Here is a 22,375-nt window from a genome sequence, read left to right as displayed (position 1 = left end):
GCTCGAAGGCATCCCGCCTCAATCACTGCGCACTTTCATGACAGGAAAAACTGGTTTCGATGCGCTCATGCATCAGGTCTGTGTCGGCTGGGGTCACTGCGGGAGCGTGCAGGCAGACAAATATGTGCACGTGACTGACTTCATGCCGAACTCGGGTACAGTGACCGCAACACAGTTCGCCGAATGGGTCCTCACCGCTGAAGGCGAGGCCGATGCTCCCTTGGCCTACAGAGAAAGATGGCTTTCCCGCCTGAGGGACGCCTTCATCGAGCACATGGGAGCAGATCGTGTGGACGCGAAGCGGATGCGATGGCAATCAGAATAGACCGTTCTGAAACTCCACACCGGTCAATTCGAATTTACGAGTTCACGGCCTAGAACTCGCGGCCCTCATTTAATGCCGGGACCACCTGGCCGAAAATTCAGCGAGTTAGAAGCGAGATCATTGGTGATTTCCGCCTAAGAGTTCAGCGCGTTATTGAGGTCATGCAATCCGACCATCAGCATCATGGGGTCGGAAGGAGAAGGCAGGAAGCCGACGGCCTCATAGAAGGCCCGTGCGTCATCTGAAATCGCATGAACGAGCATACCTCGAATGCCAAGTACTTCAGCGGCATTGAGCAGGCGCAGGCCCGCGTCGCGCACCAATGCCCTGCCAATACCGCGCCCTTGGTAGGATTGATCAATGGCGAGGCGACCAAGCACGGCGACCGGAATTGGATCAGGCATATTGCGCCGAAAACGGCCAGGCGCTTCCGGCTGCCTGACGGCGCCGGAAGCGAGCGCGTAGTAGGCGACGACGCGGCTCTCCTCGCACACGACGAAGGTCCGCGATGCGCCGCTCGCTTGATTAGAACGGGCGCGACGTCGCAGCCAGTCATCTAGTTCAATGACTCCGGAATTGAACTCGACCAGCTCATGATGATCTGCCAAGGGCGCCGGTGCGCTGAGGGTCACGCCTTATCCCACGGTGCTTTGGTCGACATGGTGCGTGCTAAACGCTCATTGGGCTGCGTGGGTGCATCGAGCCGGGCAAGGTATTCAGCATAGATTTCGGGGCTTACCGTGAAGATAGTGCGGTCGAGCAGCACTTCCTCGGCTCGGCGCTCGGAAGCTTCCAACATGAAATCCGTTCGCGTCTTACCAAGCAACTCAGCGGCTCGATCAATCAGATTGCGGGTCGCAGGCTTGATGCGCATATTCAGCGGCACGCTTGCGTCCGGGCTTTTGCTCGGGTGTGAGGTCGGCATGGCAAACTCCTGTTTGCACCCACATAGCGTAATGACAATACCTTTACAAGACCCGTAAAGGCAGTGTCGTTACACAATTCGCGGTCCTAATTCACGGCATTTGGCTCATCTAAACTCTTGAAAGGATTGAACCAGCGAGCCACGCGATTTGCCGCGTGCGGCATACGCATGTCACTGTGTGGAACATGGAACCCCTTCGATCGACCTTGGAAACTCCAGCGCTTCGGCATTAATCCGCTTTTTGTAAAGCTCGGCGATCTTGCCGCTGGATTTCGCCTCATCGATGAAGTCATTGAGGGCCTTGTTGATCTCCTTATCGCCCAAGCGGGAGCCGGCGCCGTAGTACGTGGCGACAATCGGTATCTTATATTCATAGGCGCCCTGGTGCCTGCTTTTCTACCCGTGCGAGATAGAACTGGTTCGCTCCGACTGCGACGACCTGGCCGGCCAGAAGCGCCTGCATGGTTGCCGACTCATCATCGAAACGTTTGATGTCGGCGCCTCGCGCCAGCTTTGTTAATTGGATATCCTGCGATAAGCCGGGAACGCCGATCGCTCCGGTGTGAAAAGGCTTTCTACGGCTTGCCTTTTTCGCGGCCAGCACATTCACTTGGTTGCAATCTAGGGCACTGAGTGCTGCAGAACCTTCGCCCGCTCAGCGTTCATGGCAAGCCCTACAATTGTTCCAATGACGCGACCGGACGGATCGACATATTTTACTCGTATAACTCAAATGGCCTTAGGCAGGCGTAGCATTTTCGTAGCGCCACGCCAACTTTGCGCTTTTGCCTCTCCCAAGACCCTGATCGCCTGCACAAGTCGAAAAGCAATCGCGAAACATCGGCCGAAGTCTGCTGTCGACCCCAAGCTAACTCCAATCAGGCTAGCGACAGCGCGGCTCTTGAAACAAAATAATCGAGAAAATAGATTGTCGGCTGGCGCTGGATTCCGGCGCCATCCTTGTTGATCACCAACGTTTTCAGTGAGGTAGCTATGAATGCAAATTTCAATCGTCCCGTATATCTTAAGGAGCGGGACAGCCTGGTTCGGGAGATAATCTCCCTGGCAGATGCGATTGACTTCCTTGAAGATTGGCCCGAGCGCGAGCGGGACATTACCCACGAAGCGACCCTTAAGACCTGCTACATGGCCCACGATGGACATAAGCCGCTCGAGGTAGCTCGCGACGCCATTCGCGCGTTCGGGAATAAGAAGGGCATCTTGATGAAGCAGCCGGCAATCCAGCCGTGGATGATCAAGACCCCTGCCGGAGGCGGGCGCGTTTCCGCCTGATTGATTCGCACGAGTGGAGAGGCTGCGATCGCGGCCTCTCTCATGAGCCGTACCTGAGCCGACGCTGCGGTTGGCGCGACGCAGGCTGCTTGTACCTAGGCCTTTAGTCGCAGATGTACCCCGACCTTGGTCCCATAGCTGGAATCTCCGGAACGAGTGGGTCTGCTGCGTATTTCTTCTGCGGTCAGCACGCCGGAGGAGACAAGATGAGCAGTGATCTGTGGGACAAGCCAATCGAGTTGATGATCGATTCCGATCATTTCCGGAGCGTCGGCAGCAGTCGTGATGCCATGGCGTACCTGATGACCTCTTGGCCCACGAAAGGCGGTAAGTCCTTTTCCGCTGTTCGGCGAGCCTGTCTCGGTGCGATCGACGGGAAGGTCGACAGCGCGACCGCTAAGGTCGCCTTCATTCGCGCGGCCCGGGAAGCCGGCATCCTCAGACCTTGATCGACGTTGTGTCTTCATTGGCATCATGCGGCCACCTCATCTGATCGCGAAGGATCTATTCGCCGCTGGGCGATGTCCGCGTATTCGGGATTGAGTTCGATCAGAATACTGCGAAGGCCAAGCTGCTAAGCGGCGAAGCCGACGGTACCGGCGCCGCCGAAGGGTTTCGAACACGACACCGGGCTCGCAGCCGAAGACTTCGCAAATCGGGCCGCAACCTTCGACAGCTCCGCAGCATGAGCAGATTGTCTTTGGCGCGCCTGCCTTGATGCAGCGCTCGGCGAGCGCCGGCGGGTCAAAATTTGGTTGGAGGCCTCGCCCGGAATTGGCAATTATAGCAGTTTCAATTAGGTCCTGTTGACAAAGTGGATCCCCCAATCATCTGAGGCATGATTCAAGACTGTCTTTTAGGAGACGGTTTTGGCTCGCGGCGACCTGACGGATATGGAATGGCGGATAGTCGAGGGGCTGTTGCCCACAGAACGCGGGAGGAAGTCTCGGCCCTCGCACGATAATCAGCAATATCTGAATGGCATGCTGCATGTTCTTCGGGTCGGCTGTCCCTGGCGCGACATGCATGAACGCTACGGAAAGTGGAATTCTGTCTATGTGCGCTTCCGCCGTTGGGCTGAGCAGGGTGTTTGGGATGCTCTCCTCGAGACCCTGGTCGAACTCGGCCTGACGGATGACTGGCAGCACATGATCGACAGCACCACGGTTCGCGGCCACTCTAAGGCTGCGGGCGCAAAAGGGGGACTTGTCAGGAGGCTTTTTGTAGATCAGGCGGCGACTTTACGACGAAAATCCATGCCCGGTTAAGGACGCCCTCTCGGCTTCGCATGCCGCCAAGCGCTCATGATTGCTGGACATGTCTTGGAGCAGCGCTAGCGGCGGCTGTAAGCTGCAGAGCCACGAACAGCCAATGCAGAACGGTCGTAACGTAGCCGACGGCCAGCACATCGCCGACCACGAAAACGTCCCAGAATAGCAGGTTGCAGGAACCGAGGAGGATGTGAATGCCGGCCGCTGTCAGATGCGACTGGCGCCCTGGCACGGCGCGCCACAGCAACACACCAAGAATGAAGGCGAGGCCGTGCGCCTCGGCCGAGCCGATGGCGAGGTATGGCGCTTTGCTGAACATAGAGGCCACGGGGCCGGCTGCGAAGAAGCTGCCGGCGATATCCGCTAAGAAAGCGGCACTGGAGGCGAACAGCAAAAAGATCGCATTGGCGCGGAGTATCAGTGCGCATGTTGGGTTGGACATCGTGAGCTCCATTGATTGACAGGTTCTAAACAGGGCGGCCTCTGAGAGAACAGCCGGCCTTCTTCATTCGGCCGCGATCGGTAGGCCTCGGGTCTGCAACAGGGCAGGCGCGAGTGCCTGCTCGTCGGCCTGCGCTGTCACGGTTGTCGACGGCGCCTTGATCCTGAACCAGGCGACGTAGAGCGCCGGAAGGAACAGCAGCGTGATCAACGTGCCGGCGATGATGCCGCCCATCATCGCGTAGGCCATCGGCCCCCAAAACACCTCGCGGGCGATCGGGATAAGGCCGAGGCTGGCCGCTGCGGCAGTAAGCATGATCGGCCGCATGCGCGTGATGGTAGCCTCGACGACGGCGTCCCAAGGCGCATGGCCCTGGCTGTGCAGCTCCTCGATCTGCACGATCAAGATCACCGAGTTGCGGATCAGAATGCCGATCAGCGCGAGCACGCCGAGGATCGCGACGAAGCCGAGCGGCGCACCGCTGGGGACGAGCGCGGCTACCACGCCGATCAGTCCGAGCGGTGCCGCCGCGACGACCAGGAACAAGCGCTGAAAGCTCTGCACCTGGACCATCAGAATTGTCGCCATGACGAACAGCATGAGCGGCACGACAGCGGCGATCGGACCCTGCCCCTTGGCGCTCTGCTCGACCGAGCCAGCGGTAGCGACGGCGTACCCCGCCGGCAGCTCGTCAACGAACTTCTCAACGACAGGCGCCAGTTCCGCCACCACGGTCGCCGGCTGCGCCGTGCTCACGATGCCGGCGCTGATAGTAAGCGTCGGCACGCGGCTGCGCCGCCAGATGACCGGCTGCTCGAGCTCGTGGCGGAAGGTCGCGAGCGCGGCCAACGGCACCGACTCGCCGCCGCGGGTCGGCAGCTGCAGGTTTTCGAGCGTGTCGATCGACTGCCGCTCCTCGGCGCGTGCGCGGCCGACCACGTTGACGAGATAGATGTCGTCACGGACCTGCGTCGCGGTGGTGCCGCTCACCACCCGGTTCACCGCCGAGGCAATGTCCTCCGAACTGATGCCGAGCTGACGCGCCTTGTCCTGCAACACGTCGATCTTCAGCACCCGCGACGGCTCCATCCAGTCATAGGTGACGTCACCGAGGTTCGGGTTCTCGGCGATCGCGGCCGCGAGCTTCTGCGACAGCTCGCGCACGGTTTGGATGTCGGGGCCGCCGATCCGGTACTGCACGGGACGGCCAACTGGCGGTCCGAGCTCCAGGCGCTTGATGAAGGCGTCGGTGCCGACGAAGTCGCGGCGCAGGACCTCCTTGAGCCGCGCTCTCACCCGCTCGCGCGCATCCGACCCCTTGGTGACAATCACCATCTGGCCGAAATACGGGTTCGCCGGCTGCACATCGAAGGAAAGGACAAAGCGCGGCGCACCCTGGCCGATGTAGCTCGACCAATGGTCGATGTCGGGATCGCCGGCAAGCGACTTCTCGAAGCGCTCCATCTGTGCCTTCGTCTCGGCAATCGAGCTGTTCTGCTGCAGCGTCCAGTCGACGATCAGCTCGGGCCGGTCGGAGGCCGGGAAGAACTGGTGCTGGACGAAACGCATGCCGAAGAGGGCAAGCCCGAACGCCATGACGGTGGCAACGATCGTCAGCCAGCGCCGGCGCATGGCGAACAGGAGCATTGCCTTGAAGCCGGCATTGACGCGGCTCGGCTTGCCATGATGCGCCTTCATCGCCGCCGGCAGCAAGGCCACGCCGATCAGCGGCGTGAACAGCACGGCGACGATCCAGGAGATCAGCAGCGACAGCGCGATCACCACGAACAGGGTGAAGGTGTATTCGCCTGGCGCGCTGCCGTTGAGACCGATCGGGATGAAGCCGGCGACGGTCACCAGCGTGCCCGTCAGCATGGGAAATGCCGTCGAGGTGTAGGCGAAGGTCGCGGCCTTCTTTAGAGAATCGCCGTGCTCCAGCCGCGACACCATCGTCTCGACCGCGATCATGGCGTCATCGACCAAAAGGCCGAGCGCGATGATTAGGGCGCCGAGCGAGATGCGCTGCAGCGATATCCCGAAATAGGCCATCGCCATGAAGGTCATCGCCAGCACCAGCGGGATCGACAGGGCGACGACGAAGCCGGCGCGCATGCCGAGGCTGACGAAACTCACCGCCAGCACGATCGCCACCGCCTCGAACAGCGCCTGCGTGAAGCCGCCGACCGCTTCCTCGACCACGACCGGCTGGTCGGCGACGAGATGCACGCCGATGCCGGCCGGCAGCTCTTTAGCGATCTTCTCCATGCGCTCTTCCAGCGCCTTGCCGAACTCCAGCAGATTTCCATTCGTGCGCATGCCGATGGCAAGACCGATCGCCGGCTCGCCGTTGAAGCGGAACATGGGCTGCGGCGGGTCGGCGTAACCGCGGGTGACGGTGGCGATGTCGGCCAGCCGGAAGAAGCGGTCGTTGACCCTGAGGTTGATCGAACGCAGGCTCTCCTCGTCGGTGAATTGTCCGCCGACACGCACGCTAATACGCTCGGGGCCGGATTGGATAATGCCCGACGGCGTGATCGCGTTCTGGCCCTGAAGCGTGCGCAGGATGGTCTGCTGGTCGAGGCCGAGGGCGGCGATCCGGCGCGTCGAGAATTCGAGGTAGATCACCTCGTCCTGAACGCCGACCAACTCGACCTTGCCGATGTTGGGGATGGTGAGCAGCTTCGCGCGCACGTCCTCGACGTAGTCGCGCAGCCGGCGCATGCCGACGCCGTCCGAGGTGAAGGCATAGATGTTGCCGTACACGTCGCCGAAACGGTCGTTGAAGGACGGCCCAACCGTGCCCTGCGGCAACTGGGCGCGTATGTCGCCAACCATGTTGCGGACCTGGTTCCAGATTGCCGGAACATCACGCGCCTTGGTCGAGTCCTTGAGGTTGACGAAGATCGTGGTCTCGCCCGGCGTGGTGATGGAGCGCGTGTAGTCGATCGGCTCCAGCTCCTCGAGCTTGCGTTCAATGCGGTCGGTGACCTGGCGGATCATCTCTTCGGCCGACGCGCCGGGCCAACCGGCCTTCACGATCATGGTCTTGATCGTGAAGGCCGGGTCCTCCTCGCGGCCGAGGTTGATGTAGCTCATCACGCCGGCGATCGTCGACGCGATCATGAAGTACCAGACGAGCGACTTGTGCCGGAGCGCCCATTCCGAAAGGTTGAAACTGCCCATCGCGCTCAGTCCTCCGAGATCCTGACCAGTTGTCCCGGCTTCAGGCTGTGTACGCCGGCGACGACAACCTGGTTGCCGTCGGCGATGCCTTCCGCCACTTCGATGATTGCGTCGCTGCGCGCGGCGATCTTCACTTCGCGCAGCGATACCTTGCTCGAGGCCGGGTCGATGACCCAGACCATCTGCTTGCCATCGCGCTCGACCAGGCCAGAGGCCGGCAGCTCGACATGCGAGGCTGTCCTGCGCTCCGGCGTGGCGGTGACGATCGTGCCCAACCGGAAACTGCCGGCGGCGGCGCCCAGCGAGATGCGCAGCCGGCGCGTGCGCGTTGCCTGGTCCGACTGCGGCGCGATCTCGCGCAGCATGCCTCCGGCGACGATCGTGCTCTCGACCTGCAGCGCAATCTCGAAGGGGTCGCCCGGCGCGAAGGCGCCGGCGAGCTCGTCGGGAACGTCGATGACGGCCTCACGCGCGTCGGAGCCGGCGACGGTGACGACCGGCTGGCCCGGTGATGCGACCTGGCCGACCTCCGTCTGCACCGAGGTGACCACGCCGTCGAACTCCGCTGCGAGCACTGTGTAACCAAGCTGCTCCCTGGCCTTGGCCAGCCTGGCGCGGGCCTCGGCGAGCCCGGCCTGGGCGGTCGAGAGCGCCTCTTGCGCAAGCTCGACCTGCATCTTCGAGGCGACGTCGCGCTTCGACAGGACGCGCATGCGCGCGGCGCTGGCTTTAGCATTGGCGAAGCGCGCCTCGGCGAGAGTGACTTCCGCTTCCGCCGCCCGGGCAGCAAGCTCGAGCGCGACCGGGTCGAGCCGGGCGAGCACATCGCCCCTGCGGACCAAGGCGCCGACCGCGGCGTTCTGCTCCACGACGCGGCCAAGCAGGCGAAAGCCGAGGTTCGCCTGGGTGCGCGGCTCGATGGTGCCGGTGAAGGTCGAGGGATCGCGATGCGCAGAGCTGGCGACGACGGCGAGGACGGGCTGGACCTCGGGCTCGGCCTCTGCCTTCACTTGCTCTTCCTTGCAAGCGGCGAGCGCCAGGATCAGGCTTGCGGAAATGATCAGACGCGGCTTCATGACTTTGCTCCATCGGCCAATTCGACCTGCTGTCCCGGCCGCAGCAGCTGCGAGCCCGTGGTCACCACGATCTCGCCGGGCGCGAGCCCGTTGCGGATGAACACCTGTCCGGCGTCATAGCGGTCGACAATGACCGGCCTCAGCTCCACCGTTCGCGCGACGGGATCGACAATCCACACGGCCGCTTCTCCTCCGCTCGAGGTCAGCGCCTGCCACGGCAATACAATGACCTTGCCGGATCGGAATTTCGCAACGCCGCTCACCGCGGCGCCGAACGCCATCGAGGGCGGCGGGCTGGTGAGGGCGACCCTCGTGACGACCGTTCCGGCGGCACTCAGCGCCGGCGAACCTCGCGCACCGTGCCGGTCGTCCTGACGTCGGGGTTGGAGACCAGCGCAACGGCGACCGAGGGCTCCTCCGGCTCGCGCGAGAAGATCGACTCGTTGACGCTGAAGACGGCATCCCTGGGCCCGTCGCCGGCGACGGTGAATACCGGCTGCGCTGCCTGCACGACCTGCCCGACCTCAACATTGCGGGCCGTCACGATTCCCGCGATCGGCGCACGCAGCTCGGCGTGCGCCAGCTGGTCGCGGGCTGCATCGAGTTGCGCCTCGGCGTGGTCGAGCGCGGCGCGGGTCGTGCGCATCGCCTCGTCCGCCTGGTCGTAGGCGCGGCGCGTGGTGATACCGCCGGCGAGCAGCGCCTTCTGTCTGGCGAACGCGGACGCCGCCTGGCTGTGCTGTGCCCTCGCGGCATCCACGGCCGCCTTGGCTGAGGTGACGCTGGTCTGCAGCTCGGCAGGGTCGAGGCTGGCCAGCAGCTGACCGGCCTGGACGTGGTCGCCGACGTCGACGGCGCGGCAAGCGACACGGCCGCCAACGCGGAAGGCCTGCACGCTCTCGACCTGTGGCCTGATTTCGCCGGTCAGCGTTACCGTCGGCGTGTGGTCGGTAAGCTCGACGGCGATTGCGCGCACAATTTGCGGCGGATGGGCCGGCGCCGCCTCATCCGAGCAGGCGGTGAGGCTGGTCGAGGACAGGGTCAGGCATGCGATGATGCGGCATGCAGCGGCGGCGTGTGGCAGCGTGCGCATGGAGACTTCTCCCTTAGCGCTTGAGCTCGTTGCGCGCCGCGTAGCCAATCTCGCTGCGAACGAGACCGATGTCGCGAAGCGGGCGATCGTCGAGCAGGCTGAGATCGCGCTCTGCGCGGCGCTGGCGAAACTCGGCATCAATCGTGCGCGAGAGCGACGTCAACGCCGCTGCAACGAGGCGCAGGGGGTCTTGAGAGTGTCCGGCGCGGGGCGGGATCCGGCTGTGTACGTCATGGACGTCTTCCTTCTTGTGTGTTGCCTCGCGGTGCGGCCGCGAGCGGCGGCGTCGCGCCGTGGGCCACGGCGCCGGCCTGCAGCGGGAATTCGAGAGGCGGCTGATCTTTTTAAGAAAGAAACAACTTTCTTTCCAATAAAAAGAAAGCCTTTTCTTTCCGATTGTCAACTGATATTTTCCTGAATGCGACCAAGGGCTGAGGCCGGCATGGCCGCTCGCCTCGCCCGACAGGAAAGGACGTTCCGGAATGGATCAAAAGGTAACTGACGGATCGCAGCGCAGCGGCTCGGGCCGGCTCCCCGCCGAGGAGGCCGCGCGGTTGCCAGACCGGCTGCTCGACGCGGCGATGACCGTGTTCCTCGATCAGGGCTACGCGCAGACCACGATGGACCGCATCGTGCGAGCCGCCGGCGCATCGACCAAGACCGTCTACAGCCGCTATCGCAACAAGAACGAGATTTTGACGGCCGCCGTGCGAAGGCTGATGGAAAGCGCCCTGCCGAATCTGATCAACGAACTCGATGCCGAAGTCGACGAGACCGAGCCACGGCTATTCCTCATCAAGATCGGCGACCGGCTCGCCACACTCGCCACGGCGGAAGAATCGCTCGGTATCTATCGCCTTGTCGTCGCGGAGAGCAGCCGTTTTCCCGGCCTGGCGAAGCTCTATGGGGAAGGGTCGGGTCGCGTCTTAGCCTTCCTCGCACGACTATTTGCGCACTGGCACGAGAGCGGAAGGTTGCCGTTCTATGGCGAGCCCGCAAGCGCTGCCGCTGCCTTTCTTGATCTTGTCGTCGCCACGCCGCGCAACAAGGCCGTCATCGGTATGCCGCTCAGTCGCGCCGCTCTGAAAAAACATGTTGCGGCGGCAGTAGACATATTTTTGCGTGGCTGCGGGCCGCAGCCAAGGGCAAACCCCTCGGGACGCAAAAGGTGATCTCCACTCCGTTACTGCCCGGTCTGACTCATCGGCAAACTATCGTTATCGGCGAGCACCTAACCTTGCCTGCTGTCGTCTCCAGCGCGTTCACAGGGTTCGTCGACATGCCTCCCGTCTTTGCGACAGCGTTTCTCGTCGGCTTTGTCGAGTGGACCTGTATAGAGGCGTTGCGACCCCATTTGAGCTCTGGACAACGGACGGTCGGAGTACATGTCGATCTGAGCCATTCCGCCGCGACCCCGGTCGGCATGGCAGTTACGGCGGGCATCAAGTCACTGTCTTTTTCGGTCGAGCACTGCGGTTCGGAGTCACTTGTCGGGATGAGGTAGAAGTCATTTCCGAAAGTTACCACGATCGTTTTCTGGTCGAGAGCGATCGCTTCATGGCACGTGTTGCAAGGAAGGCAGCGGAGACGAAAGGCGCGTTGTAACGGTCCCATGGTTGAAACGATGACTGCACTTAGGTCGTGAAGCAGAAGCTCGAGGTTCCGCTGCTGCTTGGCATCGACGCTTGTCGAACCTCCACTCGAAATCCTGAGACCTGCAAGAGGCGAAGCTTGACCCGAAGCCGACCTCATTTCCGCACACCAGATGGTGACTTCGCGCTTCCATCCCCGACATACTTGCATCCTAGAGATTCCCAGAAGTGGACATCTCGGCGGATCATCGAGGCGGCAGGTTTGCACGAAAAGTGGATGCAGGCTCGACCGCCATAAATGATCCGGGAATGGGCGAGTTGCCGCTTCTCACCTTGAGATGGTCCACAGGCCGGCCATCCGGGATATCCGAATCTTCCTCATTTCCATGGATCGCTCTTAAGGCCCTTGGACACGCCCAGCATGCCTTCAGCGAAATGCCAGCACATCGTTGACCCCTCACCTTCGAGTTACGGCGCCTGGAGTTATTGTATTACCTGCTCTCAAACAGTACTACCGAGACGGGAACAATAGGCACGGAAGCTGGCGGTGATCGCCAAGGGACGAGTGAAGGAGCTTTTGGCCGAAAAAGGCTTGCGGGTTATGTTCAGTGGCGCCGTGGACCGTACACCAGTGCACCGGCCGCTCGTCAACATCTGTCGAACGAATGAACGAATGGGGAAGAGATCGGGAAGAAGCTGCTGACAGAAGGCTTCGCTCGCAGTTGGAGCCCCAAGCGGCGCAACGACTGGTGCGATAGATTCTCAGTACGAGACCGTACGCGGAACCTTGCCAATCACATCTGAGTTTGAGCAGCAGGAAAGCACGGGTGTTCCTCCTGTGCGATCCAGTGTTGTCAACTGCCCCGCTTCGGCGGGGCTTTTTTTAGGGCAGCGCTCGTCTTTCGTTAGTAGGGATGCCCGCTCGAACCCTCCACTTCACGCACCCGATCATGAAGCAGATAGCGGCGTGTCGGCAGCCATGCGGGCTCACGCACCTTGGGAATTGACGGAGCCGCCTGGAAGAAGACTAGGAATGACGCTGCGGCCGCGCGTGAAAGACCCTGCGCATCGACGACTTTAAATATCGGCTTACCGATCAGCCGAATGGCTGGTTCGGGTCAAGGCCGACTGGCCGATCCTGCTTAACCTCCGCCTGGACCCGTTCGAGCGCACGGGCCTCGGGCCAAAGCTCTTTGCAAAGGATTGGTGGGCCTACGAGTTCTGGCGCTACGTCTTCCTGCAGCAGGAGGTGGCGAAGGCCGCTCAGACCTTCCTCGACTTCCCGCCGATTCAGAAAGGCGCAAGCTTCAATCTGGAAGCTTTGAAAGGGGAGCTGGACAAGAGAATGGCCAGTCAGGCGGCGCGGTAACAGACGCTTGCTCGCCAAATCGAGGCGGGCGCCATCAACGCGCCCGCCAATGGCTGCCTGCCCGAGGGGCAATTCAGGCACCGAGGCCAACCCCCATTTCCTCCTCCCGGCGTTCCTCACATGCCCCTGCGGAACCGCAAGATGGTGGCATTTGCAACCGGGGACGCGCCGGAGAAGGGTCGCATGACGACGCGCGCGCGTTCCGCTCCCCTTCCTCTCCGTACGGTAGCGGACCCCTTCCGTTAAAAAACGGAACATCGGCAACTCCTTCAGGTTGGGCCTCTATCTCGAACGTCCAACAGCAAAGGCGAAACCGATGATTTTGAGAATTCTCGCGACTTCGACACTTGCCCTGGCCCTGGCGACCTCAGCCATGGCACAGACCTCCGGCACATCAGGCACGTCCGGCAGCGGCACGTCGGGCAAAAATACCAACAGTGGCAACAGCAACGGCACCGGCAGCAACATGAACGGCAGCAGCACCAACGGCAATGCGACGGACAATAGCTCGACCGGCTCGATTAACGGCAAGGGCAATCCCTCCAGCAGCACCAGGACTTCCGGCTCCTCCGGCGGCGACCCCAACGATTGCCAGCGCACGACCGGCAGCGGCACCGGCAACCCGGCACCGACGCCTTCGGTCAACTCGCCCCTACCCGACGCCGCCAACGCCTGCTGATGCTCCCTTGGCAGCAGCGGCCCGACTCACGGCAGATGAGCGTCTGCCGCGAGCCGGGTGTGCGTCTCGAACACTGATGAGAGGATGCCGCAACGCCTCACTCCTTCTCGCAGCGTTGGAGATCCGAAAAAGGAGGCAGCTAGACTCGGCTGTCAGGTCCGCATCCGATTGGTCCTCGGCATTCAACCACCACGTATCGGTAGTCCTTTGACTGCCATCAGATCCTGATACCGTGTACTGTGACCAGATGTCGAAATCGGGGATCAGCGGACATGGGCGAGGAGGGCTTGCCTAAGATCTCAGCCCGGTATGGCAACACTGCCATCGCGCGGCTTAGCGGGTGGCGGTGGCGGTTACATCGCCAGCGAACAACGGCCGTGCAGGCAACTGCGACCATATCTGTCTGCTTCATCTTCAGGCTCTATCGTGAAATCCGCGTCGAAAGGATGATCGACGAGAGCGTCCGCTCGACGCCCTCGATCGTGCCGATATCGTCGATCATCTGGTCGAGTTCGGAGATCGATGGTGCGGCGATGATGGCGATCAGGTCGAAGCTGCCACTGACCGAATGCACCTCTGTCACCGCTGTCATCTTTTCGAGCGATGCCGTCACCTGCGAGAGCGCCTTCGGCGCAATGGTGATCAGGATGTGCGCGCGGACCAGGCTGGAAGCATAGCTCTCCGACAGCCGGATCGAATAGCCAGCGATGACCTTGGCGCTCTCCAGACGCTCGAGACGAGCCTGCACCGTGGTGCGCGACAGCGACAGCCGCTTAGCGAGAGTCGCGACCGGCATCCGGGCATTTTCACTGAGCACGGCGAGCAGCTCGCGATCTTTGTCGGATAGCGCCATGTTTCCCACAATCTGCCTATCATCTCCGGCATTATGCCGAATTGTCTACGTCATATTGCACATAATGTCGCTATGAATCGTCTTTCCCCGACGGCAAACTTATAAAAATCTATAGGCAAACTCCAGGGGATTTATATGAGGGAAATAGTGGTCATCGGTGCTGGCAAAATTGGCGGAGCGATCGCGCTGATGCTGGCGGAGACGGGCGACTACAAGGTCGTGGTCACCGATCGCGACGAGAAGCAGCTTTCCAAGATCGACCATCATCCGGCGATCTCGACCGCAGCCGTCGACATCACCGATAGCGCCGCGCTGGTCGCCGTCCTCAAGGAAAAGTTTGCCGTTCTCTCGGCGGCACCCTTCAATCTGACCGGCAAGGTTGCCGAAGCAGCGCTCGAAGCATCCGTCCACTATCTCGATCTCACCGAAGACGTTGCCACGACCAAGAAGGTCGAAGAGCTTGCCCACGCTGCCGATGTCGCCTTCATTCCGCAATGCGGTCTGGCGCCGGGCTTCATCTCGATCGTTGCCAGTGAGCTCGCGACCTGCTTCGACACGCTCGACAGCGTTCGCATGCGCGTCGGCGCCCTGCCGCAATATCCGTCGAATGCCCTAAACTACAATCTGACCTGGAGCACGGACGGGCTGATCAACGAATATATCGAGCCCTGCGAAGCTGTCGTCGAAGGCAAGCTCGTGACGGTTCCGGCGATGGAAGAACGCGAAGAGTTCTCGCTCGATGGCGTCACCTATGAAGCCTTCAACACGTCGGGCGGCCTCGGCACGCTGGCAAAGTCGCTCGAAGGCCGAGTGCGGACCATGAACTACCGGACGATCCGTTACCCCGGCCATCAGGCAATCATCAAGGCGCTGCTGAATGACCTCAACCTGAAGAACCGTCGTGATGTTCTGAAGGATCTCTTCGAGAACGCGCTTCCGGCCACCATGCAGGACGTTGTCGTGATCTTCGTCACCGTTTGCGGCTGGAAGGATGGCCGCTATATGCAGGAAACCTACGCGAACAAGGTCTATGCGGGCGTCGTCGCCAGCAAGAAGATGAGCGCGATCCAGATCACCACGGCAGCCGGTATCACCACGGTTCTCGATCTCCTCGCAGATGGCAAGCTTCCGCAGAAGGGCTTCGTTCGCCAGGAAGAGATCACCCTGGCCGATTTCCTGAACAGCCGTTTCGGCCGGGTCTATGATCCGGAAGCGATGCGCCTGAAGCAGGCGATGTAATCCTGCGCCAAACAGCTAAGAGCGCCCGGTCGTAGAAGCGATCGGGCGTTTTTTGTTGCTGAGCTCTCCGGGCTCTTGCTCAAATGAGTAGCCTTCGCTATATGACTACTATAGTCATAGCTTCGAGGCCTATATGAGAGAGATCCAGCTTAAGGATGCTAAGGCAACGCTTTCCGCCGTTGTCGATCAGGCTGTTCATGGCAATCCTGCGATCATCACTCGACATGGCAGAAAGGAAGCCGTGGTAATTTCGTTCGAGGAGTATGAAAAGCTGAAGCAGGTTCCGAGTTTCGGACGACTGCTGGCTTCCTTTCCTGGCGACGAAGGCGATATTCCGCCGCGGAGCACTAAGCCAAGCCGGCCCATCGATCTCTGATGTTTCTGATCGATACGAACGTCATATCTGCACTTGCTCCGTCGAAACGCCAGAGTCATGGACCCCTTATTGAATGGCTTGACGAAGCCAGTCCGCAGCTGTTCCTATCCGTTATTTCTGCTGCAGAGGTTAAATCCGGAATCGTCAGGGCAGAGCGCGAAGGCGCAACCACGAAAGCGCGGCAGCTGAGAGAATGGTGGGAGAGCGTCGAACATCTATACGCACAGAAGCTGTTGCCGTTCGATCTGAGATGCGCGCATGCTGCCGGTCAGATTCTCGACGACGCTCGCGCCCACCAGCCGGGCTTCGGGGACATTGCGATAGCCGCCACAGCCCAGGTGCATGGCTTCATCGTTTTGACCCGCGACTTGCGCCATTTCGAACCTCTAGGAGCTCGAGTGCTCGATCCATTCAAAGCGCTGCCCAAGCTGTAGGGGCAGAGGAGGATCTTTCTACTACAGCCCCGCCGCCTTGGTAAGATTGACACGGAGACGATCCCGACGGCTTCCCCTGCTGCCGCTTTCAACCCGCCCCAACCGGTCACGATCGACCAAACCACTCTTTCACCGATCGCGCTTAGAACTTTCGCGTCACGGCAAGGAAGAAGCGCAGGTCGTTCCAGTCGAGCATCTGCGCTTTGTCCATTTTCGGACCGCCAGCTATCATGCTCGTTCCGAACCCTTCTTGTCGCCATACCGGGCACGATAGTTCTCGATCGTGTCCATGGCGCCGCAGAACTCGACATTGTTCCAGTCGGGATCATAGAGATAGCAGGCGACATTGCCGCCGGTTTCCCCGTCTCCCAGCGGCGGGTCGCTATTGTGGCGTACTGGACCATAGTTGACGGCAAAACCGTTGGCGCGCTGCTGTTCGGCGAATGCCAGGACGTCCTCCAGTCGATTTCCTTCCACTTCCAGCGCGAAGTGGAAGAAGCTCATGCCGGACGGCACGGCAATCTTGCCCGCGGGTCATACTGCTCGATCAGGACGAGACATTCATCGTGCGCCTTCGCGCTCATGTAGCAGCAGCGAATTGTCCAGCCTTCTTTAAAAGGGTGCGGCTCTCGTTCGCAGGTGCGGCTGTGGGAAAGACCCGCGACCTGCTCGTACCAGGCGCGGCTGCGGTCAATGTCCTGCACATAGATCGAGAGCTGGCCGATACGGGAAACCAGGGAGGGTTTGAAGACGCCGTAGTCCTCGGTCTTGTTCGAGAACCTCCTGCGAGTCAGCGTCGGCCAGAGCAGCACCAGCTCGCGAAACCATTTGCGTTTGAGCAGTGGGCCGAACTTCTGCTTGAAGGGAGGGATGACGTTCGGCGGAACGAAAGCGGCGGTGGTCATGGTCAGTGCTCCTCGATGATCTCGATCCAATGCCTGTCTGGGTCCTGCACGCTGAATGCGCGTGCAACAGGCTTCGCCGAGGCGAGCATGCGGCCCTTTCGGATGGGAAGCCCCATGCGTAAGGCACGGCTTCTGACCTCGTTGAATGCAGCCTCGTCGCGCAGCACCAGCGAGAAGTGCAGCATCGAATTGTTGTCCATCCTCGGCTTGTGGTGCTTCACCAGGCAGATGTCGTGGTGATGGAAGCCGAAGGAGACGAAGTGCATCGGCGCCTTGAAGGGTCACAAATGCGTCTCTGCGACAGGGGCGGCTTTGCCGCACATCTGAGAGGTGCGCTTCATTGCGAGGAACCGTTTTGTTCGCCTTGGACCAATAAACCTAAGACACCTGGATCCGTCGTCATCGAGACCAGGGATTGATCACTTTCAGCCCGGCAGCTTCGAATGGGCTCGTGTCGCGAGTTGCGATTGCGAGGCCATTCGCTGCTGCTGTGGCGGCAATGTAGCCATCAGCCGTGCCGATCGCTCTCCCCGAAACTCGAGCCCGTGCCATCAGTTCCGAGTAAAACTGTGAACTCGCCAGATCAAAAGGCAGGACGCGCTCGGAAAACTGAGGCAGCACCTCGCTCTCCAGACGCTCGCGCAGGATAGTTTGCCGTTTCCCGGTAGGCATTGCAGCGATCCCGAAACGAAGTTCAGCAACCGTTATTGCGGCGAGAAAAAGCGTCTCTATGGCTTGGGCGTCCAACCAGGCGACCACTGCCTCGTCAGGAGCCGGTTTCCACGGCTCGGATAGGACATTGGTGTCCAGCAAAATCATTCGAAGGTCATCGGTTCAGCAGGCGTCTTGTCGCGACTTTTCTGAAGGACTTCAACGTCGCTGTCGGAAAGCTCAGCGTCGCGACCGATAGCCGCCAGTAAAGAGCCGAGCTTAACCCGTTCAGGCGGGCGAACAGCGGTCTCAAGAATGTCACGGATCTCGGCCTCGGTGCTTCGGCCATGATGAGCCGCTCGCAGCCGCAGAGCCCGATGTGTTTCGTCAGAGAGATTTCGAATGGTGACCGCAGGCATTGATATCACATCCATGGAAATGATAGCTTTGACATCAAAATATAAAAAGCGATGCCAATATGCAAGAGGCTCAAGGGGGGACTTCTCTTCGGGCTCTCTGCCGCGTGCCCTCCAAAAGACCTGGTCACATATTTTAGCAGTTCCACATCCCTTTCGACGCGCGCTCAGGCTACAGCCAGCAATATCTCAGCGGGTTGGAACACGGTCAGCGTAACCCAACAATCGTGACACTCTATGAACTCGCTCAGGCGATCGGTGTCAGTCATGTTGAACTGGTCATTCCGGACGGCCAAGGCTGAGGTTCGCGATACCTTTAGGTACTAAGGCTTTCGGGACTTCAGGGATTCAATCGTTTGCAGCATCGCTAACGTGATTGCGAACATTTCAGACAACTGCAGTTGAAGGGATTAGAACTCGCGGCCCTCATTTAATGCCGGGACCTTCTGCCGAAGATTCAGCGAGTTAGAAGCGAGATCATTGGTGATTTCCGCCTAAGGGTTCAGCGCATTATTGAGGTCATGCAATCCGACCATCAGTATCATGGGGTCGGAAGGAGAAGGCAGGAAGCCGACGGCCTCATAGAAGGCTCGTGCGTCATCTGAAATCGCATGAACGAGCATACCTCGAATGCCAAGTACTTCAGCGGCATTGAGCAGGCGCAGGCCCGCGTCGCGCACCAATGCCCTGCCAATACCGCGCCCTTGGTAGGATTGATCATTGGCGAGGCGACCAAGCATGGCGACCGGAATTGGATCAGGCATATTGCGTCGAAAACGGCCAGGCGCTTCCGGCTGCTTGACGGCGCCGGAAGCGAGCGCGTAGTAGGCGACGACGCGGCTCTCCTCGCACACGACGAAGGTCCGCGATGCGCCGCTCGCTTGATTAGAACGGGCGCGACGTCGCAGCCAGTCATCTAGTTCAATGACTCCGGAATTGAACTCGACCAGCTCATGATGATCTGCCAAGGGCGCCGGTGCGCTGAGGGTCACGCCTTATCCCACGGTGCTTTGGTCGCCATGGTGCGTGCTAAACGCTCATTGGGCTGCGTCGGCGCATCGAGCCGGGCAAGGTATTCAGCATAGATTTCCGGGCTTACCGTGAAGATAGTGCGGTCGAGCAGCACTTCCTCGGCTCGGCGCTTGGAAGCTTCCAACATGAAATCCGTTCGCGTCTTACCAAGCAACTCAGCGGCTCGATCAATCAGATTGCGGGTCGCAGGCTTGATGCGCATATTCAGCGGCACGCTTGCGTCCGGGCTTTTGCTCGTGTGTGAGGGCGGCATGGCAAACTCCTGTTTGCACCCACATAGCGTAATGACAATATCTTTACAAGATTCGTAAAGGCAGTGTCGTTACACAATTCGCGCGGGTCCTAAGTCGCGGCAATTAGCTCATCTAAACTCTTCAAAGGATTGAACCGACCACGCGATTTGCCTCGTGCGGCATACGCTGGCGACGGTGCCGACATAATCTCCTCCGGAGGAGGTATGCGATCATCTTAGCCCAGAACGTGAACATCCTTGCAACACGGCGTCCACGAGGCTCCGCGAACAACGGCTCACTTCGGACGCCGGCCTCGGCGCCAGCCACCACGTGGATGGCCGGCATTGGGAAAACAAGATTCCTTTCTTTTCGCCCAAGGGGATCAAAGTGCCTGTCGCGTTGAGTGTCTTCCCCGACGAACTGTTCGTAACACCGAGATCGTGGGCGGAAGCCGCCTACCCTAACCTCATCCGCTATAACAGACTCTCCAAGGGCGGACATTTCGCAACCTGGGAACAGCCGAAGCTCTTCACGGACGAGGTTCGGACTGGGTTGCGAAGTCTGCGGAAAGCTAGCTGACCATTCTCTGCGCGCAGCGACCGACAGCCGCTGCGCGCAGACGGAATAGCTCATGCCTTCACGGCTCGAGGTGCCTTCCGATTGGTAAGGTAAACCCCAGCAGCCACTATCACCGTGCCAACGATCAGTGGAGGGCTAAGGGGCTCGCCGAATGCGATAAAGGCCTGGACCGCTACCGTAGGCGGGCAGAGATAGATCAAGGATGCAGCGCGCGAAACCTGACCTCGGCGGATCAAATAAAGAAGCAGCGCAATACCCCCAACCGATATCCCGAATACTGACCAGGCAAGAGCGACGTAGGTTTCGAGAGCGCCATCGAAGCGGAAGGTCTCGAAGGCCAGCGCGAAGGGGGCGGTCAACGCCAGTGCACCAAGATATTGCAACGTCGCGATTGCGGTCAGATCGCCATTTTGAAGATGCTTCTTCTGATAAATCGTTCCGTAGGTGACAGCGAACATTGCTACCAAATTAACGGCGAGCGGAATGCCGGCATGAAGGAGATCGGACGTACCTGGTTCAAGGAGCTTCGGTGAAATGGCGACGGCGATGCCGACGAAGCCGAGTGCCAGACCCGCCGTCTGTGAAGGGCGCAGCCGTTCGCCAATGAGTAGGCTGGCCGCCAGTGCCGTGAGAAGTGGCTGCATGGCGGCAATGATGCCGGAGATGCCGGCCGGTACGCCGTGCGCCACCGCCCACCAGACACCGCCAAGATAGAGGCCGTGCAGGAAAGCGCCCGAATAGACCGCCCGCCACGCCAATGCGCCACTGGGCCATTTAGCCCTGATGGCAAGGCAGATAGCGCAAAAGGCGGCCGCCGAAAGCACGTAACGGATCGTGAGGAACGAGAACGGTTCGGAGTGAAGAGCCGCGTACTTCGCAATGATCCAGCCAGTTGACCAGAGAAATACAAAAATGGCGGGAGCGGAACGGTCAAGGGTCATGAATATCTCTGATGTTCGAGAAACGTTGGTTGTTGTAAATCTTCGGATTTTTGGCATCTAACGCCGACTTTTGATGCTCTCATCAGCGCGCCCGATGTGTAAGCTTTTGTGCTTCCAGCTGTGAGGCCGCGGCGGTATAGCCACCGCCCATACCGTCCAGGAAGTGAAGATGGGACCCACGAGCACCGGCTGGGACGAGGCAGGTCATCAACGCGTGAGATTGGCGGTGCAGTCCGAAGTAGGCTTCGCCCCGATCGAACGCCGACGCCAGGAGCGCTTCGACGTTCTTGATCTGCTCGGGCGTACAGTCAAGAGTCAGGCGAAGGACATCGTCGTACCGTCTGTAGTCCGAATTCAAAACGACATCGGTCCATCCCTTGCCACCGAGGTAGTCAGCAACATCGCTGGTGATCGCGACGTCGCCGGGAACAGGGCGCGACGAGCCATCCGCTACACCGAGCGCAGCAAGTATTTGTCTTGCCAACATGGTGAACGCATCAGGCATCGTATGATCCTGTGGCTCCACAAGAAGCGAGAGGATATCACCTCGTTGACTTGGGATTGGTGCCCACTCGCAGGTCAATCCATTCAAGTCAGGCGCTGAGTATTCCTCACAAGGCGAAAGCGCGAAATTTCCTGCTTTGATCTCCGGGTCAGCCCAGTTCAGTCCTCCACCGGCAAACATGGCATAGGTAGCTGTTTCTGATGCGGCGAAGTGCGAGACTTTCACGTCCCGTCCGGCAGCGCGTATATCAGCCACTGTCATGAGGCCGATCCTGAGGTTGAGGTGCAACTGATCGCGAGCATAACCGGCGACCCGACGAAGGACGCCAATCGCGGTTTCCTTTGCGCCGGGATCGAAGGCAAATGCCGCGCCGTCACCGCGAAACACGAATGGGAAGTCGAAGTTGCCAAGGGCGTTGCCTAGCGCTGCTATGGCCGAAGCGCCCGCGTAGTTGACATCCTTGTAATGGCCTCGGGCGATAGCCGAGGTTGAATCGACGACGTCGGTGATCCCGACCACCCAGTCGTTCGGTAGCGGCATGTAGATCGTCGTATCCAGTAGTTCGGCAAAATCGCCGCTCGCCTCGACTTGTCGCAATGTCTCGTGCATTGAAGCCTCCTACCTTTAAAGCCAGCCGGCATGGCCTACCATGGTGGCTGGCCAGCCTGACCTTGCCCCCAAGTTTTATCCAGTTTTGAGGTTGCTCCAGCGGTTTTGGGTTGCTGTATTCGGGGCGGTAGCGGCGGGTTGCGGTGCGGAGCCATTCCGGCTGCGCAGCACCGCATCACGTCGCGGGTTGATTGTCTGAGCGAACTCGGCAGGTGTCATCCAGCCGAGTCCAGAGTGTGGTCGATGATCGTTGTAATCGCTGCGCCAGTTTGAAAGCGCTGATCGAGCATGGAACAGTGACGAGAATAGAGTTTCATTCAGGAACTCATCTCGCAGCCGCCCATTGAAGCTTTC

Annotated in this window: 30 protein-coding genes and 4 pseudogenes; 13 read left to right on the top strand and 21 right to left on the bottom strand. The window is 60.3% G+C overall.

All coding sequences use genetic code 11. The annotated features are described in order from the left end of the window. Nucleotides 1-325 (top strand): hypothetical protein (locus tag PH551_RS31235; RefSeq protein ID WP_285196252.1); only part of this gene is annotated, 325 nt, incomplete at its 5' end. Between the two features lie 134 nt (nt 326-459). On the opposite strand, the gene PH551_RS31230 is transcribed toward PH551_RS31235, so the two are convergent. The 4 genes from PH551_RS31230 to PH551_RS31215 all read right to left on the bottom strand — a co-directional run bounded on the left by PH551_RS31230 (nt 460) and on the right by PH551_RS31215 (nt 1,860). Next, nucleotides 460-957 (bottom strand): GNAT family N-acetyltransferase, encoded by a 498-nt coding sequence (locus tag PH551_RS31230; protein WP_285196251.1) that lies wholly within the window; start codon nt 955-957, stop codon nt 460-462. Beyond that, a complete protein-coding gene (locus PH551_RS31225) occupies nt 954-1,250 on the bottom strand; it encodes a type II toxin-antitoxin system TacA family antitoxin (RefSeq protein ID WP_285196250.1) in 297 nt (98 codons plus the stop codon). The genes PH551_RS31230 and PH551_RS31225 overlap by 4 nt, the downstream gene beginning before the upstream one ends. A 171-nt stretch (nt 1,251-1,421) precedes the next feature. Further along, nucleotides 1,422-1,574, bottom strand: a complete 153-nt coding sequence (locus PH551_RS31220) for a hypothetical protein (RefSeq protein WP_157131530.1) — start codon at nt 1,572-1,574, stop codon at nt 1,422-1,424. 46 nt (nt 1,575-1,620) lie between these two features. Beyond that, nucleotides 1,621-1,860 carry a type 2 periplasmic-binding domain-containing protein gene (locus PH551_RS31215; RefSeq protein ID WP_285196249.1) on the bottom strand — a complete coding sequence of 80 codons (240 nt, stop codon included), beginning with the start codon at nt 1,858-1,860 and terminating at the stop codon, nt 1,621-1,623. Between the two features lie 383 nt (nt 1,861-2,243). Here PH551_RS31215 and PH551_RS31210 point away from each other — a divergent pair, with 383 nt between their 5' ends. The 3 genes and pseudogenes from PH551_RS31210 to PH551_RS31195 all read left to right on the top strand — a co-directional run. Beyond that, entirely contained in the window at nt 2,244-2,543 is a 300-nt protein-coding gene (locus tag PH551_RS31210) for a DUF982 domain-containing protein (RefSeq protein WP_085781877.1), read from the top strand. A 206-nt stretch (nt 2,544-2,749) separates the two neighbouring features. Next, a complete protein-coding gene (locus PH551_RS31205) occupies nt 2,750-2,992 on the top strand; it encodes a DUF982 domain-containing protein (RefSeq protein WP_285196248.1) in 243 nt (80 codons plus the stop codon). Between the two features lie 420 nt (nt 2,993-3,412). Further along, nucleotides 3,413-3,825 (top strand): annotated as a pseudogene (locus tag PH551_RS31195) (IS5 family transposase); the annotation flags it as partial. Between the two features lie 20 nt (nt 3,826-3,845). Here the strand turns inward: PH551_RS31195 and PH551_RS31190 are convergent. From PH551_RS31190 to PH551_RS31165, 6 genes are all read right to left on the bottom strand, one after another. Continuing rightward, entirely contained in the window at nt 3,846-4,256 is a 411-nt protein-coding gene (locus PH551_RS31190; RefSeq protein ID WP_285196246.1) for a hypothetical protein, read from the bottom strand. 63 nt (nt 4,257-4,319) lie between these two features. Continuing rightward, nucleotides 4,320-7,439 carry an efflux RND transporter permease subunit gene (locus PH551_RS31185; RefSeq protein ID WP_285196245.1) on the bottom strand — a complete coding sequence of 1,040 codons (3,120 nt, stop codon included), beginning with the start codon at nt 7,437-7,439 and terminating at the stop codon, nt 4,320-4,322. A 5-nt stretch (nt 7,440-7,444) separates the two neighbouring features. Further along, entirely contained in the window at nt 7,445-8,515 is a 1,071-nt protein-coding gene (locus tag PH551_RS31180) for an efflux RND transporter periplasmic adaptor subunit (protein WP_285196244.1), read from the bottom strand. Further along, complete coding sequence (locus PH551_RS31175; RefSeq protein ID WP_285196243.1) at nt 8,512-8,796, bottom strand: permuted SH3 domain-containing protein; 285 nt, start codon at nt 8,794-8,796, stop codon at nt 8,512-8,514. The genes PH551_RS31180 and PH551_RS31175 overlap by 4 nt, the downstream gene beginning before the upstream one ends. 53 nt (nt 8,797-8,849) lie before the next feature. Next, nucleotides 8,850-9,608 carry an efflux RND transporter periplasmic adaptor subunit gene (locus PH551_RS31170; protein ID WP_285196242.1) on the bottom strand — a complete coding sequence of 253 codons (759 nt, stop codon included), beginning with the start codon at nt 9,606-9,608 and terminating at the stop codon, nt 8,850-8,852. A gap of 13 nt (nt 9,609-9,621) precedes the next feature. Continuing rightward, entirely contained in the window at nt 9,622-10,011 is a 390-nt protein-coding gene (locus PH551_RS31165) for a DUF1127 domain-containing protein (protein WP_285196241.1), read from the bottom strand. A 79-nt stretch (nt 10,012-10,090) separates the two neighbouring features. Between PH551_RS31165 and PH551_RS31160 the strand changes: the two genes are divergently transcribed. The 4 genes and pseudogenes from PH551_RS31160 to PH551_RS31150 all read left to right on the top strand — a co-directional run bounded on the left by PH551_RS31160 (nt 10,091) and on the right by PH551_RS31150 (nt 13,248). Then, nucleotides 10,091-10,780 (top strand): TetR/AcrR family transcriptional regulator, encoded by a 690-nt coding sequence (locus tag PH551_RS31160; protein ID WP_285196240.1) that lies wholly within the window; start codon nt 10,091-10,093, stop codon nt 10,778-10,780. Between the two features lie 107 nt (nt 10,781-10,887). Further along, a complete protein-coding gene (locus tag PH551_RS33100; RefSeq protein ID WP_483315454.1) occupies nt 10,888-11,112 on the top strand; it encodes a thioesterase family protein in 225 nt (74 codons plus the stop codon). A gap of 623 nt (nt 11,113-11,735) precedes the next feature. Then, nucleotides 11,736-12,004 (top strand): annotated as a pseudogene (locus tag PH551_RS31155) (hypothetical protein); the annotation flags it as partial. Between the two features lie 881 nt (nt 12,005-12,885). Continuing rightward, nucleotides 12,886-13,248, top strand: a complete 363-nt coding sequence (locus PH551_RS31150; RefSeq protein WP_285196239.1) for an oxidoreductase — start codon at nt 12,886-12,888, stop codon at nt 13,246-13,248. Between the two features lie 421 nt (nt 13,249-13,669). Here the strand turns inward: PH551_RS31150 and PH551_RS31145 are convergent, their stop codons facing one another. After that, a complete protein-coding gene (locus PH551_RS31145; protein WP_285196238.1) occupies nt 13,670-14,101 on the bottom strand; it encodes an Lrp/AsnC family transcriptional regulator in 432 nt (143 codons plus the stop codon). A gap of 135 nt (nt 14,102-14,236) precedes the next feature. Between PH551_RS31145 and PH551_RS31140 the strand changes: the two genes are divergently transcribed. The 3 genes from PH551_RS31140 to PH551_RS31130 all read left to right on the top strand — a co-directional run bounded on the left by PH551_RS31140 (nt 14,237) and on the right by PH551_RS31130 (nt 16,150). Continuing rightward, nucleotides 14,237-15,340 (top strand): saccharopine dehydrogenase family protein, encoded by a 1,104-nt coding sequence (locus tag PH551_RS31140; RefSeq protein ID WP_285196237.1) that lies wholly within the window; start codon nt 14,237-14,239, stop codon nt 15,338-15,340. A gap of 133 nt (nt 15,341-15,473) precedes the next feature. Next, nucleotides 15,474-15,716, top strand: a complete 243-nt coding sequence (locus tag PH551_RS31135; protein ID WP_285196236.1) for a type II toxin-antitoxin system Phd/YefM family antitoxin — start codon at nt 15,474-15,476, stop codon at nt 15,714-15,716. Continuing rightward, entirely contained in the window at nt 15,716-16,150 is a 435-nt protein-coding gene (locus PH551_RS31130; protein WP_285196235.1) for a type II toxin-antitoxin system VapC family toxin, read from the top strand. Before PH551_RS31135 ends, PH551_RS31130 begins: the two co-directional genes overlap by 1 nt. Before the next feature lie 228 nt (nt 16,151-16,378). On the opposite strand, the gene PH551_RS31125 is transcribed toward PH551_RS31130, so the two are convergent. The 5 genes from PH551_RS31125 to PH551_RS31105 form a co-directional block, all read right to left on the bottom strand. After that, a complete protein-coding gene (locus PH551_RS31125) occupies nt 16,379-16,654 on the bottom strand; it encodes a VOC family protein (RefSeq protein ID WP_285196234.1) in 276 nt (91 codons plus the stop codon). After that, the gene (locus PH551_RS31120) at nt 16,651-17,055 is read right to left on the bottom strand and encodes a VOC family protein (RefSeq protein WP_285196233.1); all 405 of its coding nucleotides are present in this window, start codon (nt 17,053-17,055) and stop codon (nt 16,651-16,653) included. Before PH551_RS31120 ends, PH551_RS31125 begins: the two co-directional genes overlap by 4 nt. A 2-nt stretch (nt 17,056-17,057) precedes the next feature. Further along, nucleotides 17,058-17,321, bottom strand: a complete 264-nt coding sequence (locus tag PH551_RS31115) for a VOC family protein (protein ID WP_285196232.1) — start codon at nt 17,319-17,321, stop codon at nt 17,058-17,060. Between the two features lie 133 nt (nt 17,322-17,454). After that, nucleotides 17,455-17,874 carry a type II toxin-antitoxin system VapC family toxin gene (locus PH551_RS31110; protein ID WP_285196231.1) on the bottom strand — a complete coding sequence of 140 codons (420 nt, stop codon included), beginning with the start codon at nt 17,872-17,874 and terminating at the stop codon, nt 17,455-17,457. Then, nucleotides 17,871-18,125: a FitA-like ribbon-helix-helix domain-containing protein gene (locus tag PH551_RS31105; protein WP_285196230.1), complete on the bottom strand. Its 255-nt coding sequence runs from the start codon at nt 18,123-18,125 to the stop codon at nt 17,871-17,873. Before PH551_RS31105 ends, PH551_RS31110 begins: the two co-directional genes overlap by 4 nt. Nucleotides 18,126-18,280: 155 nt before the next feature. Here PH551_RS31105 and PH551_RS31100 point away from each other — a divergent pair. Beyond that, nucleotides 18,281-18,424: pseudogene (locus tag PH551_RS31100) on the top strand (helix-turn-helix domain-containing protein); the annotation flags it as partial. A 192-nt stretch (nt 18,425-18,616) separates the two neighbouring features. On the opposite strand, the gene PH551_RS31095 reads toward PH551_RS31100, so the two are convergent. Then, the gene (locus PH551_RS31095) at nt 18,617-19,114 is read right to left on the bottom strand and encodes a GNAT family N-acetyltransferase (RefSeq protein ID WP_285196229.1); all 498 of its coding nucleotides are present in this window, start codon (nt 19,112-19,114) and stop codon (nt 18,617-18,619) included. Continuing rightward, nucleotides 19,111-19,407, bottom strand: coding sequence for a type II toxin-antitoxin system TacA family antitoxin (locus PH551_RS31090; RefSeq protein WP_285196228.1), 297 nt, complete (start codon nt 19,405-19,407; stop codon nt 19,111-19,113). The genes PH551_RS31095 and PH551_RS31090 overlap by 4 nt, the downstream gene beginning before the upstream one ends. A gap of 322 nt (nt 19,408-19,729) precedes the next feature. On the opposite strand from PH551_RS31090, the pseudogene PH551_RS31085 reads away from it, so the two are divergent. Then, nucleotides 19,730-19,966, top strand: a pseudogene (locus PH551_RS31085) (alpha/beta fold hydrolase); the annotation flags it as partial. Nucleotides 19,967-20,016: 50 nt separating this feature from the next. Here the strand turns inward: PH551_RS31085 and PH551_RS31080 are convergent. The 3 genes from PH551_RS31080 to PH551_RS31070 form a co-directional block, all read right to left on the bottom strand. Next, entirely contained in the window at nt 20,017-20,907 is an 891-nt protein-coding gene (locus PH551_RS31080; RefSeq protein WP_285196227.1) for a DMT family transporter, read from the bottom strand. A gap of 82 nt (nt 20,908-20,989) precedes the next feature. After that, nucleotides 20,990-22,021: a DUF3095 family protein gene (locus tag PH551_RS31075; protein WP_285196226.1), complete on the bottom strand. Its 1,032-nt coding sequence runs from the start codon at nt 22,019-22,021 to the stop codon at nt 20,990-20,992. A gap of 75 nt (nt 22,022-22,096) precedes the next feature. Next, nucleotides 22,097-22,375: integrase core domain-containing protein (locus PH551_RS31070; RefSeq protein ID WP_285196225.1), on the bottom strand; the 279-nt coding region annotated here is incomplete at its 5' end.

Source organism: Rhizobium atlanticum (genome assembly GCF_030182485.1).
In the GTDB taxonomy this organism is placed as follows: Bacteria; Pseudomonadota; Alphaproteobacteria; order Rhizobiales; family Rhizobiaceae; genus Rhizobium.
Note: the sequence above shows the minus strand (reverse complement) of the source record. Positions and strands in the feature narration are given on the sequence as shown.